This is a genomic window from Bradyrhizobium sp. BRP20, assembly GCF_020194215.1.
GTDB lineage: Bacteria > Pseudomonadota > Alphaproteobacteria > Rhizobiales > Xanthobacteraceae > Bradyrhizobium > Bradyrhizobium yuanmingense.
Window position 1 is genome coordinate 196946 of the sequence record NZ_JADYVY010000014.1, and the last position, 16347, is coordinate 213292.

At 58.4% G+C, this 16347-nt stretch carries 12 protein-coding genes; 10 read left to right on the forward strand and 2 right to left on the reverse strand.

The features are described from left to right. Positions 1-173 precede the first annotated feature (173 nt). Complete coding sequence (locus I6F33_RS28255; protein WP_225144775.1) at positions 174-3317, reverse strand: tetratricopeptide repeat protein; 3144 nt, start codon at positions 3315-3317, stop codon at positions 174-176. Positions 3318-3573: 256 nt separating this feature from the next. Here I6F33_RS28255 and I6F33_RS28260 point away from each other — a divergent pair, with 256 nt between their 5' ends. From I6F33_RS28260 to I6F33_RS28305, 10 genes are all read left to right on the forward strand, one after another. Then, positions 3574-4491, forward strand: a complete 918-nt coding sequence (locus tag I6F33_RS28260) for an AAA family ATPase (RefSeq protein WP_225144776.1) — start codon at positions 3574-3576, stop codon at positions 4489-4491. Between the two features lie 3 nt (positions 4492-4494). Next, positions 4495-4977 carry a hypothetical protein gene (locus I6F33_RS28265; protein WP_080134656.1) on the forward strand — a complete coding sequence of 161 codons (483 nt, stop codon included), beginning with the start codon at positions 4495-4497 and terminating at the stop codon, positions 4975-4977. Continuing rightward, positions 4974-5480, forward strand: a complete 507-nt coding sequence (locus I6F33_RS28270; protein WP_225144777.1) for an HORMA domain containing protein — start codon at positions 4974-4976, stop codon at positions 5478-5480. Before I6F33_RS28265 ends, I6F33_RS28270 begins: the two co-directional genes overlap by 4 nt. Continuing rightward, a complete protein-coding gene (locus I6F33_RS28275) occupies positions 5480-6379 on the forward strand; it encodes a CBASS oligonucleotide cyclase (protein ID WP_225144778.1) in 900 nt (299 codons plus the stop codon). The genes I6F33_RS28270 and I6F33_RS28275 overlap by 1 nt, the downstream gene beginning before the upstream one ends. A 91-nt stretch (positions 6380-6470) precedes the next feature. After that, positions 6471-7940 carry a dsDNA nuclease domain-containing protein gene (locus I6F33_RS28280; protein WP_225144779.1) on the forward strand — a complete coding sequence of 490 codons (1470 nt, stop codon included), beginning with the start codon at positions 6471-6473 and terminating at the stop codon, positions 7938-7940. A 1063-nt stretch (positions 7941-9003) separates the two neighbouring features. After that, on the forward strand, positions 9004-10338 hold the full coding sequence (locus I6F33_RS28285; RefSeq protein WP_225144780.1) for an NtaA/DmoA family FMN-dependent monooxygenase: 1335 nt from the start codon (positions 9004-9006) through the stop codon (positions 10336-10338). Positions 10339-10370: 32 nt separating this feature from the next. After that, positions 10371-12059: an ABC transporter substrate-binding protein gene (locus I6F33_RS28290; RefSeq protein WP_225144781.1), complete on the forward strand. Its 1689-nt coding sequence runs from the start codon at positions 10371-10373 to the stop codon at positions 12057-12059. Continuing rightward, on the forward strand, positions 12056-13018 hold the full coding sequence (locus tag I6F33_RS28295) for an ABC transporter permease (protein ID WP_225144782.1): 963 nt from the start codon (positions 12056-12058) through the stop codon (positions 13016-13018). Before I6F33_RS28290 ends, I6F33_RS28295 begins: the two co-directional genes overlap by 4 nt. After that, positions 13015-13896 carry an ABC transporter permease gene (locus tag I6F33_RS28300; RefSeq protein ID WP_225144783.1) on the forward strand — a complete coding sequence of 294 codons (882 nt, stop codon included), beginning with the start codon at positions 13015-13017 and terminating at the stop codon, positions 13894-13896. The genes I6F33_RS28295 and I6F33_RS28300 overlap by 4 nt, the downstream gene beginning before the upstream one ends. Then, positions 13893-15623, forward strand: a complete 1731-nt coding sequence (locus I6F33_RS28305) for an ABC transporter ATP-binding protein (RefSeq protein WP_225144784.1) — start codon at positions 13893-13895, stop codon at positions 15621-15623. Before I6F33_RS28300 ends, I6F33_RS28305 begins: the two co-directional genes overlap by 4 nt. Before the next feature lie 129 nt (positions 15624-15752). On the opposite strand, the gene I6F33_RS28310 is transcribed toward I6F33_RS28305, so the two are convergent. Beyond that, positions 15753-16187, reverse strand: a complete 435-nt coding sequence (locus tag I6F33_RS28310) for an acetoacetate decarboxylase family protein (protein WP_346657218.1) — start codon at positions 16185-16187, stop codon at positions 15753-15755. Positions 16188-16347 lie beyond the last annotated feature (160 nt).

A 16347-nucleotide genomic window follows, 5' to 3' on the forward strand; every position in this document is an offset into this window, starting at 1 on the left:
GGAGCTTCGTGATTGCATGGCCATGAGCGTGTACGGCGATCCTCTGCGCACAAGGGAGCAGTGACAGTCGGGCGATCGAACGGTCGTCGGAACTGTTTTCACGATTTCGACGCCCGAACGGCGCGTGCCCGATAGAATTGCTTTGGGCACGGCTGTGTGCTCAGTCACGAGTTTCAATTGGGATTGAGCTTGGCCGCTATACGTTTCGATGCTGGCGCATTGTTCGCGATGTCCATGGCGACTTCCATCACTTCCTTGGCCACAATGGGAGTATCACCGCGCCTGATCCGCAACGCGACAATCAAAGGTTCCATGGTTGACCCAAACTCGTCATTCTCAAGAATGCTTCTTACGCGATCCCCGTGACCAGCCTCGGCCACAGCCATGGCCGCGTCTACGAACATGGGGGTAAGCTCGCGCTGCTTAGGCAGCTCTTTCAAAGCAAGTTCCAAGTGCATCTGGGCTCGATTTGCCTCGTTATGGCTGAGCAATGTCCGGGCTAGAAAAAGGTGAGCCTCTGCGTAGGACGATGACAAACGTATTGCTTCCGACGCGTCTTCAATCTGACTCTCTAGGTCATCCTGCCGTAGGCGCGCGCGCGCTAGCAAGCAACGGTGATCGGACGGATCAGATGCCATCGCGCGAGCGATAAGGTCTTCACCCTCTTCCCGATCTACGAAGCGCGACAGACCGGTAAGCGCGTGAATCCCATCCTCTCGCTGTTCGAGTGCGCTTCGATAGGCGCGTCTCGCGCTGTCCGAGTTGCCACTTCGTGCCGCGATGTCGCCCTCAAGCACGGAACAGCAGTAGCAGCGTGTATCGCCAGCAAACCACTTCGAAATTTCCTCTTGGGCAGCAGTTTCTTCGCCCCGGTGGACGAGAAATTCGGCAAGGAGACGTACGGGCGAACAGAAGCGATCTTTTTGAACAAGCGCGACGGCCCTGCGGAAGGCCTCTTCGGCTTCAGAGGAACGCTTGGGCTGTTCCTGGAGGAGTACGGCTAATGTGAGCCAGCCGTGAGCATCGTCAACAATATCGATTGCCTTACGCGCGTAGGCTTCCGCGAGCGTCTTGTCACCAGCCGCGCTTGCAAGAAAGCCCGCACTTGTCCACGCATCGCGATCGTCGTGGAGCCGCTCCACAAGGTCCTTGGCTACCTCAATGATGCGTGCGGGCGGTTCGCCGCTCCGCTGCAGTGCACGAGCGTAACTAACGAAGACCATAGGATCTTCTGCACCGAACGCGATGGATTTCGCGAGCGCCTCGGCAGCATCCTCGTCGCGGCTATCCCGCGCAAGGAGGAAGGAACCGAGATCAGCCCAGTGGCGCCAATCCTGCGACCGCATGGCGACGCGACGAAGCACGTCGAAACCTTCCTGCTGCCGGCCACTATCGCTCAGCAGTTCGACGAGCGCCCGTCGGCTTACGAATTCCTCGTCCTCGTCGATAGCCGCGCGCAATAATTCTTCGGCTTCCCTGGCGCGATTCTCCTCCTGCAAGAAACGTGCATAACCGGCGCGAGTAGTGTCTGTCAGCGCATCGAGCGTGGCGGCCTTTTCATAAAGTTGAAGCGCTAATTGGCGCTGGCCCTTTTTTTCTTTAATTGCGGCGAGCTCCGCAATGGCCATGCCATACTCAGGTTCAATATCGAGAGCCATCGCAAAAGAAGCTTCAGCCAAATCCGTCTCGCCGGCGATAACGTGAGCCATGCCTTTGATCGTGGGCCCCCACGGATTCTTGGGGCGCAGCCGGATGACTTCCTGAGATGCTTTAATCGCTTCCTCTGCTCGATCTTCGCTTATGTAGAGAACAGCAAGCTTCATCCAGGGCGCAACAGCCTCTGGACGGAGTTGAGTGGCTTCGGAGTAAAGCTCAATGGCCCTCTCAAGGTCGCCGTCATCCGTGGATTGTTGAGCTCTGCCTAAGAGTGCCTGCAGGGCGTTGTCGACGCCCCTGTATTCAGTTGCGGGCAACGCTGCATTCGCCCGGGCGCTTTCCGCCGTCGCTTTTTGATGTGCAGTAAAAGAAGTTAGAAAATCGGGAGGCGTTCGCTCTAGAATACTCGTGCGGACTAAAACCGGTGCGCGTGCAAGGATGGCATCATAAAAAGCGTGGTAGTCCATTCGGCTGTCAGGACCAACCGAACAAGCTTCGCGGGCGAGGGTAGTGGCCGTGTCGATGAGCTCATCTCGATCGTAGTAATCCGTCATAAATGACACGAGCGCACGCACGCGGCTGGAGGGGTGGCTTCGGCGCCGCATGAGGTAATAGATGTTGAAGAGACGCTCGGAGGCTGAATAGAGCGCCGTTTTGCCGTATCCAGGGCTCTTAATGACGGCGCCACGCTCTGTCAGACGTGAGAGCATCGCCGATGCCGTATTCGTCGTCACGCGAGCGGCATCAGAAACTTGTTTTGCAGTGGCTGGGTCCCACGCTTCTAATAGCGCCGCAAAAATCTTTCGCTCGGTTGGAGGGAGGCTATCAAGCTGGCTTTTGAAATATTCGGTATTCTGGTCGATAAGGAAATTTAAGTTCTCCATCAAATTATGAAGCGAAGGCGATCGCATAAAATCCGCAAGAATGTGAAGCAGGCGCGGGCTGCCGCCAGTTAGGATTTCCAGCGGGCGAATGCGCTCTGTTTTTATGTCTTGCCGAGTAAGTGCATTCCAAAGCGCGCGGCACTCTTCGCGCGAGAGAGGCTTCAAATCCAGTCGCAGGAAATCTCTCGGTAGGGCGACGTTTTCTTCCGTAACAAGTTGGGAAACCGAAGTTGCGAGAACACCAAAACAATCTGCGTCGGAGAGACGTTTCAGCAAATCTTTCGCGCCGGAGCCAATTTGATCATCAAGGATAGTTTGGAAGTTTTCGACGATGATCAAAAGGCGCTTTCCAACGCGCTTAGAAAAAGCACGCAATGTCTTTAGTGCAATATCGATCAGATCCTTCTCGCTTTGGGGAGACAGAGCCTGCTCGTAGGCATCCTTTATGGTCCGATCATCCGATCGATCCTGAAGGTGAAAAAGGCATTCGAGAAAGAACTCGCCCGGTGTTGTAATGGCGTAGCTCTCTTCGCCAAAGAAGACTGGATGCCAGCGCGCGCGAAGAGCCGGATCCCGATTTACTTCTGCCAACACGCGGCGGCACAGGGTGGTTTTGCCGGCGCCGCGCGGCGCCACGATCATCACGCGAGGCGGGATTGTCGCGCCTTCCCGAAGCGGCCCGAGGACTTGAGCGAGGTCTGCCTTGCGTACAATGAAGTTCTGAACGGACTCGTCGTCCGATTGGAAGCCGGGATTGAATCTGTACGTCGATGGCATCTAAGTGACTGAACTGGCGGGCATTTTATGCGCTCCCACGGTTCGGTGCACACTGCACGGAGAATACATGCCAGCAAATCTGTTGGCAAGCCTTGCGAATCGAGAACTCGCGATTTATGGTTCCCAGCAGATTTGTTGGGAGCGGGTTGTTCGAATTATGCGTCAATACGAGCCTTGGGCTGACCCTCGACGGGTTGGCGACTCCCAACTGGGCCCTCTCGCTTGCGAGAACCCGCAACCGCAACCGGAGGCAAATGTGACGGCCCAGTTGAAAATTCTCGCCGCTGAAATCGAGCTGCCCAAGGGTATCCAGCGCATACTTCCTCTCCCAGACGACGGCCTCGGCGCGCTTTGGACCTCGATCATCCTTGATCCGGCGGTCAAGCAGAAGCTGTTGGCTCAGGCCGTCCTGAATTTCTCGATGCGGAGCAAAGTCAGCCGCAACGTGCTCCCGCTGCATGGGGTGATTCTGTTGGTGGGGCCGCCCGGCACGGGCAAGACCTCGCTGGCGCGCGGCCTTGCGCATCGGGTGGCCAAAGCGTTCCCCGACGACAAATTCCGGCTGATGGAGGTCGAGCCGCACCAGCTCGCGAGCTCATCGCTGGGGAAGAGCCAGCGGGCCGTGACCGAGTTGTTCGCGCAAGCCATCGCCGAAGCTGCTGCCGGCGGGCCTGTTGTTGTGCTCCTGGATGAAGTCGAGACCCTGGCCGCCGATCGCGCCAAGTTGAGCATGGATGCCAACCCCGTCGACGTGCACCGTGCCACCGATGCGGTGCTAGTTCAACTCGATGCGCTTGCCGAGCGCTATCCGAACCTCCTGTTTGTCGCAACGAGCAACTTCCCGCGTGCGGTAGATTGCGCGTTTACCTCCCGCTGCGACTTGATCCTCGAAATCCCGCTGCCAAACAAGGAAGCCTGTGCCGACATCCTGAAGGATTGTCTCATCGGCCTCGGCGCCGTTTACCCCGCGATCGGCAAGCTGGTGAACGCGCCGGAATTTGCGGACTGCGCAGCGGCATGCGTCGGCCTGGATGGCCGGGCGATCCGCAAGATGGTGGGTAGCGCCATTGCCACGAACCTTGAAACGGCTACCGCGCCCGGGAACCTGACGCTCGCGCAAATCCTCGCGGCTGCCAAAGCCGCGAAGGCGAGCCGCGCGGCCGCGGAGTGCTGACCCATGAGTACCGTTTCCCGCCGCACCTTTGTCAGCACACCGGCGCGCGATTCTACCAAAACCTGGCATGCGGTCGTCGACCTGTTGGCGCCTGGCGCCACGCACCCCGCACGCAAGGAATTGCTGGATGTTGTGGGCATCGCTGCCAGTATCATCTCGGATCGGTCGCCGAAAGATCACGCGATCGTCGCGACCTGCGACGGGCCACGCACACGCGTTTACTGCCTTTTCGATGATGATGCCGTGGATGGTTCGGACGCGAACGAAGCCGCGCTCGGCTACGATGCCCTGAAGGGCGATTGGGCGGTTTCCTTGCCGTGCGATCCCGACGAACTCGACTGGGTGCAGCGCGCGCTCAAAAAGCATAGCTCGCGTATCACCGCGCGTGAACTCAACGCCAGCGTAGCCGCTGACCAAGACGAGCCGGCGGCGGTGACCGCACAGGTCTCGCTTGTGCCTGACCTCAAGGGATTGCTCGAATCATGACCGCAGTCGCCGTATCCGTTTACTCCTACACGCACTCGGTCACTTATGTGGCCGAAAATATCCTCAAAAGCCTCAAAGACATCATTCGCCTTAGCGGGCTCGACCCGGCCGCCTTTGTTGAGGACTGGGACTTGTATATGCGCGGGGTCAATGGCTGGCTGCAGTCGGGTGATCTTCAAAGCGTGATGCTTGACATCTATAACCCCAAGAATGGCCAACTCCTGTTCCAATGGAAGATCGAGATTTCCTATAGCTGGACCGGCGGCGATGGGAGCTTCTGGACTGACGCGGAAGCACTCAAATACGCAATTCGCAAAGCTGGGCTGGCTCCGAGCGAAGCGAAGTACGAGCTATGGCTACAAAACAAGCCGGGCCGGCACGACATCGCCGGCTGGGGCAAGGGGACCGTGCGGTCTACCGAAGGCATGATTCGCCAAAGTGTGGGGACGACCGTCGAGCATAGCGGCCTTAGCGGCAGCACGTCGTATTTGAGGAGGGCCTGATGCTCACGACCAACGAAGCGTTTCGCAAGTTCAAGAGCAAGCTGGAGCTGAACCAGCGCGAACAGGACAATGCGTCCTCTCGTGAAAAGGAAGTCCGCAACTACCTGGACACGAAGTTTTCCATCAGCAGCGACTTCCTAACGGGTTCCTACGCGCGCTGGACCAAGACTAAGCCGCTCAAGGACGTCGACATTTTCTTTGTGCTTAACCCGAATAAGCACGACTATCGTTCCAAGTCGCCTTCAGTCGTGCTCGCCGACTTCCACGACGCGCTTGTCACGAAATACGGGGATAAAGCCGCAAAGAAGCAAGGCCGTTCGATCAATATCGACTTCGGTGTGCATGTTGACGCGGAGGACAACACCGACTACCGGATTATGAGCGTGGACGCCGTGCCCGCCTTTGAGGCCGGTAGCGATTACGAGATTCCGGATAACGATCTCGGCAGGTGGATCAAGACCAACCCAAAGACCCATGCTGAAAAAGCCACAGCGGCTCATCAAGCCTATTCCAGCGAGTGGAAGGGCCTCGTTCGCATGGTAAAGTATTGGAACAACAACCCCAAGCACGGGGAGAAGCCGGTTAAGCCGTCTTTCTTGATCGAGGTGATGGCCCTCGAAGTGCTTCACGGCGGTTTCGGTGGGAGCTTCGACCGCGAGATTCAAGGCTTCTTCGCGACGCTCGCCGACCGCATCTTCGACACATGGCCGGATCCGGCAGGGCTGGGGCCGCCGATTAGCGACGGCATGGACCAGGCCCGAAAGGAGCGCGCACGTACGCTCCTGCGTGCAGCCGAACGGGATGCTGCATTTGCTATTGATCTGAGTCGCAAAGGACGCCAGGGCGACTCGCTAAAGGCTTGGCGAGCATTGTTTGGTCCTAAGTTCCCGATCTCGTGAGATTGCATGACGCACAATCGGCTCGGAGTTAATAATGGCTGATGCGATGGTATCGAGATTGCGCGGCGACAAGTAATAGGCGGAGTGGCGAATGGGCAAAACCACCTCTGGATCGCCGGATGATAAGGGATCGCTCCTCTCGCCCGAGGCGATGGGCGGGATTAATGCTGGTAAGGGCTTTGATTTCCAGACCCGCTATACGGTGTGCCACCTGCCGATGTGGCTACAGGATGGCACCTTTCACCAGCTCTTCACGGAAGGTACGGGCGACATCGACATCCGTTATCTTGAAAACGGAAAGTCGCGCCGAAAGCACATTCAGACCAAGGACCACGACGTCGCGCCCGCCGAATTCAAGGAGGTCATCGCGACGTTTCGTGGTTTTGAGGCGGATATGCCGGGCGTCTATCAGGAATTCCGGCTGGCGTGCCCAAGTCTTTCGCCGCAGATGCGGCCTGTTGAAACGGGACTTTCTCGCCTCCGGAACGCCAAGCCTTTCTATGACGACGAGCCTTCGGCACTCGCGCAGACTCAGCACGGCGTCGACGAGCGCATGCGGAACGTGGGTCTGAGCGACGAGGACATCGCCTTCATCCACGCGAAAGTTTACATCGACGTCGGCTATGGCTATCTGGCGCACGATGAGAAGGCGCTTGATCACTTCATCGGCAGGATCCTCGACCACCCTGAATTCGCAAGTAAGATTCGAGCGATGGTTCTGCCCGCTTACGATGCTTTGCTGCGCAAGATTGGCGCCAGCAAAGGCGTCGTCCTGGACAAGTCGTCGCTCGAGACTTTGTTGCGTTCTGCGGTTCTCACTGACTTGTCCGCAGAAGCCAGCGTTACGCTCTGGGTCCACAACTGGACGAAGGAAGCATTCACACCGCCAGCGGACTACGAGTTGGATTGGACGCCTCTCTTTGACCGCGGGTCGCGCAAAGTGCCTTCGCCCAATGCCTGGACAAATGAACTTGTCCCGCAACTCGATGCCTTGAGGAAACAGATTATGGCAGCGGGCGCCGTGCGTACCATACGGTTCCGCGGAAAATGTGCCCTCTCAACCGGCATCGCTCTCGGCGCAACCTTCCCGGCGGTGGGCAGCTGGGCGTTCGAAATCCCGCAGCCGCCCGCAAAGGATTTTTGGCGCTCGGACGCGACGCCGACGCCCGGTTACGTCCTGCAGACGGAAATCACCGAGGCCGACCCAAGTGGTGCCGATCTCGTTCTTGGCTTGAACATTCGTGGCGATGGCCGCATGGATGTCATGCGGTACGTTGAGTCCACCGGTCAGACGCCTAATGCGTTCGTATTCATGGCACCGCCGAGCCAGGGAGCGCAGTCCATCGGCGGCGATGGCGACGCCGTCGCTATGGCAATGGCCGTCCGGGAAGAGCTTGGCAAGCTGCTGAAGGTCCGTCAGCTCCGCACGACCAGGCTGTTCTTCTATGGGCCGTTCGCACTTTCGGTCTTTCTCGGCCAGCAACTTACTTCGGTCGGAAGGATCCAATTGTTCGAGTACCAAGACCCCAGTTACGTTCCAAGCAGCCTTTTGAAAACCTAACCCGCTCATTGCGTCCCTTCCACGCCCCCCCCCCCCCGGAAAACGACCAGAACTGATTAGGCTTCAAAGGCATTCGAAGAGGGCTGGGAAGTCTTCGGATCTCTCGCTATCGATTTTATATTTTTTCCAACAGGCTATTTCGACGGATCGGACATTCAGAAAGCCCAATCACCAGATTATGTTTTAGCAGTATTACAGTCGATACGATGGCTCCGACGATGGAACCGGCCGATTGTACAGCAATATGCAAGCAGGCAACTTCGCCATAGGGGCTGCCAGTTCTCTCGCAATGGGTTGATGGAAGGCGAGCCGACAGCACACTTTGTTCGCATGGCGCAGCGGGCCGGCGACCTCTTTTTCGGAGAAGGAGTGCGACCGGATCAAGACCCAAGCCATCGCCACTTGGGGCCCTATTAACCGGTCTCGTCGCTCCACTTGGTCCCGCGTAAGCGTCACTATGCTCACGCTCCTGCGGGTGCCACTTCTCTCAAGGCGATGCGCCCCGGCGCACGCCCAAAACGTTAACGAGCAGAACCGATCGATACGGACAGCTGATCGGTGATCTCTTGCAACTCTTTGCCCCGATGATGGCTCGGTTTTTGGTGATCTAGAAACTTCACAGCACGAGGCGCCATCATCTTGCCAGGCCAGGGCGAGCAGCAATTCTGAGCGGCTTCCGTCCTGAACATCAAAACGCGTACGCTTGATTGCGACACGATCGCGCCCTTCAGTTCCGGGAGGCATGCGCCTGAGATACAATCGTTTTGCACGGGGCACAGGTTGGACTGCGTCGCTCCACCTATGCGACTGCAAACCAGAAAGATGGGACTTCTCAGTTACGGAGTTTATCATTCCGCGCGGTGATGCATCCCCAACAAAAATCAATTATCCGGCGGCACGAAGCGAAACAGGCATTCTTATTTTTCCTGCGTGGTTGACGCTGGTCGGCTCCTCAACAATGTTGAAGCGCCATGACGCGCTCATGGCTACCGAAGATTGAGAAGAGTGCGATGACGTTTTTGAGCTTCCGGCTTACCATTACCCGTGGCGGATATATCGCGTGATGACGTCGCCGCTTGAACGTGAGCTTCACCTTGGCCTGAACCTGCATGGCGCTGGGGGACATGCAGCAGCGTGGCGGTGGCCCGGAAATCCTCCTGGGGCATTCTACGATATTGAGCATTACGTGCGAGCCGCAAAGCTCGCCGAGCGTGGAAAGCTCGACGCGGTTTTCCTCGCCGACACGCCAGCGCTCAATCCGGCAATCGACAAAACCCCGCCCCTCAATGGCATCGAGCCGACGATTACGCTTGCCAGCATCGCACGAGAAACAAGATTCGTCGGTCTGATCGGCTCGGCATCCACCACGTACAACGAGCCTTATAACCTCGCGCGCCGATTCCAGTCGCTTGACGTTGTCAGTGGCGGCCGCGCGGCCTGGAACGCAGTTACGACATCCAATGTCTATACGACGAGGAGCTTCGGCGGCTACGAGCAATCCCGTGATGACCGTTATCGCCGCGCTGAAGAATTCGTGGAGGCCGTGCGAACCCTTTGGCATAGCTGGGGAGAAGGCGCCCTTATTCTGGACCAAGCGTCCGGGCGGTTTGGTGATCCGAGCAGGCTGCGGACGACGAGGCATGCCGGCGAGTTTTTCGACATCAGTGGGCCCCTGACACATCCGGGCTCAAGACAGGGGCGGCCGGTTATTTTCCAAGCCGGCGGATCGGATCAAGGGCTTCAGTTTGCGGCGCGAAGCGCCGATGCCGTGTTCTCATCGACAGGCAATTTGGAAATCGCCTTGCGCGAGGCCGATCGCCTCAGGTCGTTTGCTTCTCAACATGGACGAAGGGCGCCCCTTGTCCTGCCGGGCGTCGTCACGTTCGTTGGCGGAACGGAAGAGGAAGCCATCAAGCGCAAGGCAGAGCTTGACGAACTTATCAACTTTGACGTTGCCCTTGATGCGCTGTCCGGTCGTTTCGGTATTCCTGCCGAAAGGCTGAAGATCGACGAACCAATCGACCCCAACTTACTGCCGCGACATGCGGACGCGGCTTTTTCCATCGGCCAGTATCGCACTGTGGAAGCGCTCGTGCGCTCCGGCAAAACGGTCCGCCAGATCATCGTCGAGGCGCCTGCTTACGGTCACCGGGTGCTGGTCGGATCGCCGGAGCAGATTGCCGCTTCCTTCGAAGAGTGGTTCCGGGCTGGCGCGGTGGACGGGTTCAACGTCATACCGGATGTTCTGTCCGACGGCACGCCTGCGTTCGTCGACCATGTTGTTCCCGTCCTGCAGCGGCGCGGCTTGTTCCGTTCGGACTATCGCGGCGAAACGCTGCGCGAGCATCTTGGCATTCCACTGCAGGGCGAGCCCACCGACCAGGTCTCCGCCGCCTGAGTGCTTCTCCTTTATCACAATCGGAGCTTATCATGTCTAAGCCGGCTGCCGTTCGTTCGACGTTTCTTCTCAAAATTCTGAACCGTCGTCTGACGTCTCGCGCCGCAATCATCGCCATCACGATGTCTGGCCTTTCGAAAGCGGATGCCGTGCAGGCGGAAGACGCGTCGGCTGGCAAGCCGCGATCCGGCGGGATTATCCGGTATGGACACTTCCAGGAGCCGCCATGCCTTTATGGTGGTTGGGTGCAGCAATGGTACCTTCAGCGTCAGTTCAGTGACAATCTGGTCGCCAGGGCTGAAGACGGCAGGATCCTGCCTTGGCTTGCGACCGCATGGACCATTTCGGATGACCGCAGAACTTACACATTCCAGATCAAGCCCGACGTCAAGTTCACGGACGGGACGTCTCTGGACGCCCAGGCGGTCGTCGATAACATCAATGGATGGCTGAGCGACAATCCGGAGCTGGAGAACCCCACAGCCGGCCCTTATCTCAAGGGCGTCTTCGAATCCGCGGCGGCGACCGGGCCGCTGACGCTCAAGATCACCTTGAAGACGCCATTCGAGCCGCTGCTGAATGTCTTTGCGCAGTCCTCGCAAGGTATCCTATCGCCGACGGGGCTGAAGCGTGGCAAGGCCGTGAACTGCGAAAGCCCGGTCGGTTCGGGTCCGTTCATCGTGGAGAAATGGAACCGCGGCAAGAACGTCATATTCCGTCGAAACCCAAACTATAGTTCGGCGCCGGCCACTGCCAAGCATCAAGGCCCGGCCTATGTCGAAGGAATTGAGTGGCGTTTTCTTGCTGACCCCACGATACGCTACGGCTCGCTTCTGACCGGCGAATCCGACGTTGTCTATCATATCCCGGCCGTCAATTGGCAGGACGCCAATTCCCGGTTCAAGGTCGTGCGTCACCTCACGGGCGGAACGCCGCTTCGGCTTGCATTGTACTCGGAGAGACCGCCGTTCGACGACGTGCGTGTCAGGCAGGCTTTTGCTTACGCCTCCGACCGGCGTGCTGCCGTGCAAGCGGCGTTTCTCGGCTCGCTGCCCTATGAGGGCAATTTCGCTTTGAGCCAAAGTTCCCCGGAATATGTCAGCGACCTCTCAAAATCCTATTCCTATGACCTCGAGAAGGCGAACAAGCTGCTCGATGAGGCCGGCTGGACGGAGCGCGATGCAAACGGCATCCGCAGCAAGAACGGCAAGCCGCTGATCATACGCATCACCTACACCAACGCCTTTTCGCCTCCGGATGGCGATCAGGTCCTGCAGATGATCCAGCAGCAAGCGAAGGCTGCAGGGTTCGATGTGCGGCTCCAGCCGACCAACCAGGCTGATTTCTGGGCAGGAAAGAATCTTGGTCCAAATGACTACGAGATCGTTCCCCTATATTGGGTTGCGCCCGGCGCCGAGATCTATCGCATCTCGTACAAGCCCGACCTGAATGGTGTGCGCAATCCCTTCAATCCATCCCGCTATCAGGATCTGCCGCTGTGGGACATCATCCAGAAGGCCGAACAGGCCGCTGACAAGGCGCAGCGCATCGCGCTTTATCAGCAGGCCGAACGGCGGATCGTCGAGAACGCGCCGTCCCTGAGTTACACGGTTTTGGATGTCACCCTCGCTTTGGCCGATAATGTGAAGGACATCTGGCTCGACAGCGGGTCGGTGGGCGAGCCCGTTTTCTCGGACGCATATTTCACCGGCAAGAAATGAATGCGGTGAAGACGATAGGCAATCGAAGCTTTTGGCTGGCGCGGCGGCTCTTGTCCGGCCTGATTGTGGTCTGGGCTGCGGCAACGTTCACCTTCTTTGTGCAGTTTCTGATGCCCGGAGAACGCGCCCAGATCATCTTCAATGCAAATACCGGAAACGTGGGAGAGATTCCTCGGGACCAGCTGCTCGCCATCAACGCCAGATATGGCTTCGATCAACCCGTCATCGTGCAATACGGAAAGTATATAAGGGATGTGATGCACGGAGATCTTGGGCAGTCTTACGTTCAATATCAACCTGTCACGGACCTGATTGCGCGCCAGATCGGACCGACGATTGCACTCGCCTTTGCCGCGATGTTGACTGCTTGGATCATCACCATCACGACAACCGTTCTTTTTGCCAGGCGTGACAACATATGGTCCAAGGCGCTAGGCGGCTTTCAGGTCTTCCTCGCAACACTGCCGCCCTATTGGCTGGGGACAATCCTGCTGGTCGTTTTCGCGATCCAGCTTCGCTTTTTTCCTGTCGTCGGCGGCAACACGCTCATGGGCCTCGTTCTGCCGACGATGGCCCTGGCCCTGGAAATCTACGGTTTCCTTGGTCAAGCGGTCCTGAGTGAATTCACGCGGGTTCTTGATCAGCCTTTCATCACATCATCGAGAATGCGCGGCACGGGAGATTTCAGTGTCCGTTTGCGTCACGCTCTGCGCCATGCTGCCTTGCCGGGGATCACGCTTTCCGGCTGGATCATAGGGAAGCTGCTCTCCGGCGCGGTATTGATCGAAGCGGTCTTCGGCCGCCAGGGGCTGGGCGGCGTCCTTGTTGCAGCAACGTCCACACGGGATGTCCCGGTCGTCTCGGGGGTGGTTCTGGTTTCAGCAGCGCTGTTTGTCGCTACCAGCTTGATCGTGGATTTCACGGTGCAGCTCGTCGATCCCAGGATGAAAGAGGCATGAGTTTCGCCACTAGCTCCGCCGGACATGCAAAAGCGTTCATAACTGCAAGAGTGCTGACGGGCGCCCGTAGGTTTCCGGTTCGGGTCTATGTCGCGGCTTTCTTTATGGCGTTCTTCCTCATCGCGGCGATTGAGCCGAAACTGCTTCAGACGCATGATCCTTTAGTGCTGAGCCTGACGTCACCTCTCAAGGCCCCTTCCTTGACGCATTGGCTGGGGACGGACCAGTCCGGACGGGATCTCTATTCCCGCATCGTGGCGGGGACACGTCAGTCTCTCTCGATTGGGCTAGGTGCGACTGCGCTCAGCCTTGCCCTCGCGCTTGCACTCGGCGTGACGGCGGGCCTGTCTGGCGGCTGGATCGACAATGTGCTCAGCCGGCTGTTCGACGCCTTGTTCGCTCTCCCCACTCTGTTTCTTGCGCTTCTCTTCGTTTCGTTGTTGGGCACCTCGGTCCCGACGCTGGTCATCGCAGTCGGCCTTGGAACATCGCCCGGATATGCGCGGATGGTGAGGGTGCAGGTTCTGAGCGTTAAAGCGACCGGTTATGTTGAGGCGGCAAAGGCGCTAGGCCACTCGCCGAGACGCATCCTGTTCAAGCATATTCTCCCCAACGCAATCAGCCCACTTGCGACAATGTTCACGCTCGGTGTCGGGCAAGCCATCATTTGGGCATCCGGCCTTTCCTTTCTAGGCTTGGGAGTTGCGCCCCCCTCATCGGAATGGGGCGCGCTGCTCAATGCCGGGCGTAACTACGTGATCTATGCCTGGTGGCTCGAGGTCATGCCCGGTATTGCCATCGCTGCCTTCGCACTCTCAGTTACTGTTGTCGGCCAGTACGTGCAGCAACGCCTGGAAGGAAGGATTGAGCTTCTATGAACGTGACCTATCCCGCAGCCTCCTTCCGGCAAAATGCCACATCGCCCGCGGCTAGCAACCCGTTGCTCGGGGTACAAAACCTCAACGTTTCCTTCGGGCCGGCGCATTCGCGACGAGATGTTGTAAAGGGGGTCTCTTTCGCGGTTGAGGAAGGCCGGTGTGTCGCGATCGTCGGTGAATCGGGGTCAGGCAAGAGCGTTACGGCCCGGACGTTGGTTGGTCTTACCGGGGCGCGTTCTCATGTCCAGGCTGACCGCCTGGCTTTTCAGGACAAGAATATCGATGGCCTAGGTGACAAGGAATGGAGAGCCTTGCGCGGCAAGCGCATCGGTTTCGTCTTACAGGACGCGCTTGTGTCGCTCGATCCGCTAAGACCGGTTGGCAAGGAGATCGGTGAAGCGCTGAGTGTTCACCGTGCAATCAGGGCACGCGCAGACTTGACCGAACGGGTGGTTGAGCTTCTGAAGCTCGTGGGCGTGCCCGAGCCGGCCGTCAAGGCGCGGCAGCTTCCACATGAGCTGTCAGGAGGACAACGGCAACGAGCCTTGATTGCGACGGCAATTGCTCTCGATCCAGCTCTTTTGATCGCAGATGAGCCCACGACGGCGCTGGACGTTACGATCCAGGCTCAAATCCTGGATCTGCTCAGCGAAACCCGCGAGCGCGGCAAGGCTATGATCCTCATCAGCCACAATCTCGCCGTCGTATCGCAGATGGCCGACGAAGTTATTGTCATGCGACACGGCGAAATCGTCGAGCATGGCTCATTAGAACAGATTTTTGGCGATCCGAGACATGAATATACGCGGGGTCTTCTCAAGGCGATCCCATCCGTCCGGTCACGCGGAAGCCGTCTTTCGTCCTCTAAGGCGCCGCGCTTCGTCTCGGCTGAAGGTGAAGAGGTCAGAGCGCTGGCCAAACCGGATATCGCACAGCCTGGTAGGCCCGTGCTTGAGGCGGAACGGCTCGTCAAGCGCTTTCGTGGGCCGGATGGCGAGCTGCGTACTGTTGTGAATGACGTCTCGTTTCACCTCGGCCATGGAGAGACGCTTGGCATCGTCGGAGAGTCAGGGTCTGGGAAGACGACCGTGGCACGAATGGCGCTCGCGCTCGAAATGCCTGATGAAGGCGACGTGACACTCGGAGGTGCGCCGTGGACTTCTGCGACTGAGAAAGAGCGGCGCCGAAGGCGATCGGATATCTCGGTCATCTACCAGGATCCACTAAGTTCATTCGATCCACGCTGGACCATCGAGCGCGTCATTGATGATGCCTTGGCAAGACGCCGCGGAGATCCCCTCGACAGAGCCAGTCGACAATCCGAGGCCAGCGAGTTGCTCGATCTTGTGGGGCTGTCACCGAGCTTCAGGACAAGGCGCCCACTCGAACTGTCGGGCGGTCAACGTCAGCGGGTTGCGATCGCCCGCGCGATTGCTCCGCGCCCCAGGATCATCGTGTGTGACGAGCCGGTCGCGGCACTTGATGTATCCATTCAGGCGCAAATTCTCGATCTGCTTGGCGATCTCAAGGCTCATTTGGGCGTCAGCTATCTATTCATCTCGCATGATCTCGGCGTGGTGCACCACCTGAGCGACCGTGTTCTTGTCATGAATCATGGCGTGGCCGTCGAAGTCGGCGGAGCAGACGATGTATTTTTACGGCCTCGGCAATCCTATACGAGGAAGCTGGTTGCGGCCGTTCCACAATTGCACTTCCAGGCGGCTTAAAGTCAAGGCCAGCCACTCCCCGTCGGCTCAGCGCTAGGCTGAGCGCACGGACCAGGCGCTGTGCAAGGCAGCTAGATTTTGCCGTGGCTCTCCCATGCATGCATCCGCGCCAGCCGGAAGCCCGTCTGCCTATTCGGACGATGCAAATGCCCGTCCTTTAAGAGGTGGCACTGCCAGACGGAAGTCCACAAGACGATGGCCGATCACCACACCGGCGCAGGTGGATCTAGCCGCGACGGGGCTCACAAGCTTCGGCCGAGCGATTTGTCGCTTCAAGCTGGCGCGCCAGTCAGACCTGCGCAAATGCGTGGGCAAAAGCCTTGCGACGGGACATTCGCCGGAGCAGATCGCCGGCCGGCTGGTGCTGAAGCATGGCCGCGCCTGATGTGCGCCAGCTTGTTTTGGAGCACCAAGGACCCCCGAAGCGAGCGCTGCATCATTCGTTGTCACATAGATGTATGGTATGCAGTAGCCGGTCTGCCCGCCAGGATCACGAACTTGGATTCCTGAGTAGTGCTCCAAGTACGGTCCGACTGTGCTTAAGCCATAGCACGCTACGCCCACAATACCGATCGCCGGGTTTGCTGCAGGTACTAAGGTCTGTACCTAATTAGCGAACTCTGATTCCCTCGCAGCGGGTTGATTCCACGCGGGGGACTTCGATGCGCAAAGGACTGTTCTGGCTCAACGACAAGCAATGGACTCTGATAGAGCCGCATCTGCC